Source organism: Microbacterium sp. (genome assembly GCF_052099035.1).
GTDB lineage: Bacteria > Actinomycetota > Actinomycetes > Actinomycetales > Microbacteriaceae > Microbacterium.
Map to the genome: position 1 here is coordinate 1 of NZ_JBQDSX010000139.1, position 3,444 is coordinate 3,444.

The 3,444-nt window shown below is 66.9% G+C and carries 5 protein-coding genes and 1 pseudogene; 5 read left to right on the forward strand and 1 reads right to left on the reverse strand.

Annotated elements, in window-relative coordinates; genetic code table 11:
- The coding region (locus tag ACTIAO_RS17415; protein WP_441907327.1) for a transposase at positions 1-299 on the forward strand (299 nt) is incomplete at its 5' end.
- Positions 300-513: 214 nt separating this feature from the next.
- Here the strand turns inward: ACTIAO_RS17415 and ACTIAO_RS17420 are convergent.
- Positions 514-987 carry a ferredoxin reductase gene (locus ACTIAO_RS17420; protein WP_441907328.1) on the reverse strand — a complete coding sequence of 158 codons (474 nt, stop codon included), beginning with the start codon at positions 985-987 and terminating at the stop codon, positions 514-516.
- Between the two features lie 189 nt (positions 988-1,176).
- Here ACTIAO_RS17420 and ACTIAO_RS17425 point away from each other — a divergent pair, with 189 nt between their 5' ends.
- The 4 genes and pseudogenes from ACTIAO_RS17425 to ACTIAO_RS17440 all read left to right on the forward strand — a co-directional run.
- Entirely contained in the window at positions 1,177-1,560 is a 384-nt protein-coding gene (locus ACTIAO_RS17425; RefSeq protein WP_441907329.1) for a BlaI/MecI/CopY family transcriptional regulator, read from the forward strand.
- A 4-nt stretch (positions 1,561-1,564) separates the two neighbouring features.
- Complete coding sequence (locus ACTIAO_RS17430) at positions 1,565-2,371, forward strand: M56 family metallopeptidase (protein ID WP_441907330.1); 807 nt, start codon at positions 1,565-1,567, stop codon at positions 2,369-2,371.
- 78 nt (positions 2,372-2,449) lie between these two features.
- Positions 2,450-2,677, forward strand: a complete 228-nt coding sequence (locus tag ACTIAO_RS17435; RefSeq protein ID WP_441907331.1) for a heavy-metal-associated domain-containing protein — start codon at positions 2,450-2,452, stop codon at positions 2,675-2,677.
- Positions 2,670-3,444 (forward strand): annotated as a pseudogene (locus tag ACTIAO_RS17440) (cytochrome c oxidase assembly protein); the annotation flags it as partial. The gene ACTIAO_RS17435 and the pseudogene ACTIAO_RS17440, both read left to right, overlap by 8 nt.

A 3,444-nucleotide genomic window follows, 5' to 3' on the forward strand; every position in this document is an offset into this window, starting at 1 on the left:
ACATGCTCGAAGACGCGAAGGATGACATCCTCGCGTTCTGCGGATTCCCGCAGCAGCACTGGCGACAGATCTGGTCCACGAACCCGCTCGAGCGTGTCAACAAGGAGATCAAACGACGCACCGACGTCGTTGGCACTTTCCCTAACCCCGCCGCGCTCCTGCGCCTGGCCGGGCACGTTCTTATCGAGCAACACGACGAGTGGGACGGTGCTGGCCGCCGCTACTTCAGCGAGCACTCCATGAAGCTCCTCAACACCCACGACGAGGAGGTGGCCATCCCGGAACTCAACGCGGCATAATCAACACAGCTGATCCCGCACGATGTCGAGATTCTCCACCACACAGCGGGACGTCACCGGCGTTCACCGCCCACAGATTCGTCGCACACATGCCTTCATCTTCGCACCGAGCGGTCATGTGCTCTCGGCTCGATGCGCGCCGTCGAGCTACAGGACGCGCCCCTGCCGGTGAGTAGGTCGAGCGATGTCTGGTTCGCGCTCGATCGCCTGACTGCTACCGCGTGCGGGCGGGTCGAGGAGCGCGGTGACGTCTGTGGCATTGCAGCGCGAGCGCGCGTGCGGAGTGCGCATACGCATGAAACTCGAAGTCCGCGCCGGAACGATGAAGATGCGCCGCCATCGACACCAACGTGGTGACCCCCACCCCTGCCGCCAGCAGAACGACGTGCCCGGCCGACTCAACCATGCCGAACGTGTTCCTCGGGAGAGAGATCTGCACGGTATCGCCCTCCCGGATGCTGTCGTGCACCGCGATCGAGCCTCCGCGCCCAGCCGGCTCGCGCTGCACGCAGATCACGTAGGCGCCCGCACTCCGATCCACGTCGTCCAGCGAGTACTGCCGGACAACGCCCGGGTCGATGTGTAGGTCGATGTGCGCGCCCGGCGTGAACGGCTCCAGAAGTGCGTCATCGGCGGCGAGGAGCTCCAGCAGCACGGCGCGGTCGGAGACGGCCTCTTTCCGTGCCACGCGCACGAGCCTCTGCCTGGTGGCTGGCACAGCCGGTCTCGGGGTGGGAGCTTTCGCGGTGGAGCATCGAGAGCGGAAGAGGGAGAGAGCCAAGGACGGAGATCCTCGCGATGTGAGCGGGCAGAACGCCAGAAGTCTACGGCATCATGTAGATTTGAAGGTGACTAGACTGAGTGCCGGAGGTGCCAGATGGCGGGAGAGCGTACGCGCGAACGAGGCGAACTCGAGGGCGAGGTCATGCGCATCCTCTGGGACGCCTCGGAGCCCTTGAGCGCGCGCGACATCCAGGCTGTGTTCACCGGTCACGTCCCGGCCTACACGACGTTGATGACCGCGCTGGAACGCTTGCAGAAGAAGGGCGACGTCGTTCGCTCCGGCGACTCCCCGCGAAAGGTCCGCTTCCATGCCGCTCGATCCGGCGACGAACACGTCGGACGGTCGATGATGACCGCCCTTGACGGAGCCGGCGACCGGCAGGCCGCACTGCTGCGGTTCGCGGGCAACCTCGCCGAGGAGGACCTGGATCTGCTCCGCAGCGCGATCACCGGCAAGACGTCCCGCAAGCGCAGGTGAGCAGGTGATCGTCACCGGCTCCTTCCTCGCCGCCGCCGCGCTGGTCCTGTTGCTCGCGCCTCTCGTGCTGACCGCCGGGCGATGGCAGGTGCGCCACCCGCGTATCGCACTGACCCTCTGGTTCCATGCGCTCTTCGCCGGCATCGGGCTTGCGGGAGCCTCCGCGACCACGGCGCTGCTGTGCTGTGTCGAGGTCGGAGAGGTGCACGCGCCGGCCGAGGGCATGCTCTTGACGGTCGTGGGCTGGCTGAGCCTCGGCGTGCTCGCGGCGGTGATCGCCTTCGTCTCCGCCTCCGCGGAACCTCTTGCCGACTCCTGGCGCGAGGCCGTCGGCCGCTTCGCACCGGTCGCCGTCTCCCGCGAGAAGTCGGACGGGGTGACCTTCGTGTGGTTCGACTCGGATGAGCCGACCGCATGCGCCGTGCCCTCCAGGGACCCGGAGATCTTCCTGTCGACGGCCCTCACAAAGCTGTTGAGCGAGCCGCAGCTGCACGCGGTGATCGAGCATGAGCGTGCCCATCTGCGTCAGCATCATGGGTGGGTGGTGCGGATCGCCGAGATCAACGCGCTCTGCGTCCCCCGGCGTTTCCCTGCCGGGCGGGAGCTCAAGCGTGCCACGCTTCTGCTGATCGAGCTCATTGCGGACGACGCCGCGGCCCGGCGGGCCGGGGCCGTCCACCTCGCCAACGCGCTGGCGACCATGGGGCGTGTGACGGCCGATCCGGGACTGGAGCTTCGCGCCGACCGGCTCACCCTCCGCCGGTGGAAGGCACCGAAGATGAGGCGCGCCGCCGCCCTCGCACACGCCTGACCTCGCTCGCACCGACGACCCCGTCTATGACACGATGTAGAGTTAAGGAATCGTTGTTCGGCGTCAAGAGGAGTGGTCATGGCCGAGTTCGAGTTCTGGGTGAACGGGATGACCTGCGAGCACTGCGAACGTGCGGTCACCGCCGAACTGTCCGCCGTGTCGGGCATTATCGATGTCCAGGTCGACGCCGCCTCTGGTCGGGTCCAGGTGACCCACGAGACGCCGCTCGAACAGGCGGCGGTGGATTCGGCCGTCCAGGACGCCGGCTACACCGTGCGGGCGTGGCCCACAGCGACGAATGCCTGACGCTGTCGCCTCCCGCGCCCCCGCAGCCACTCCCGTATCCGCCTCGGACCCACGCGTCCGCAAGCCGTTGGTCGCGGTGGCCGCGGTCATCATCGCGGCGACCGCGGTCGCCCTCGTGGTCTTCCCGGTTGTCGTGGCCGTCGTCCTCGGCGACGCGCCCTATGAACGTCTGCATGTCGGGTACCCGGGCGTTGACGTCGCCGTTGTCACCACCGTGCTGTTGTCGGGTGCTCATCTCGCCACGCTGGTCACCAGTGGTGCTATGGTACACGTGCTGTTCTTGCGTGATGCGCCCGCCCGCCGGGCACGGCATCTCTCGGACAACTTCGAGATCTCCGTGCTCCGGGTCGCCTCCGGAGCGTGGGGTTTGTTTGCCGGAGCTCTAGTGGTCTTCGAGGCACTCGACTCCAACGGCACGCCGTTAGAGCGGTTGGCGACGCCCGGCGCTCTGCCGTTTCTCTGGGAAGCGAGCTATGCCCCGAAGGCATGGACGATCAGCTTCCTGGCGGCGTTGATCGTCTTCTTCGTCTCGTTCTTCGCGGAACGCTGGACGGGGCTGCTCATCTCACTCTGGGCGACAGCGATCGCCGTGCTCGCGCCTGTCGTCACCGGTCAGGTACTCGTGGGCCCAGATCATGACTTCGGCAGCGATGCGGCGATTTTCCAGACCATCGCTGTGAACGCCTTTCTTGGCGCGATCGCCGTCGCGGCCCTGCGCATCCTCTCCGGGCGCCTGGTCTCGCCTGTGACCCTGCGGCGACTGTTTC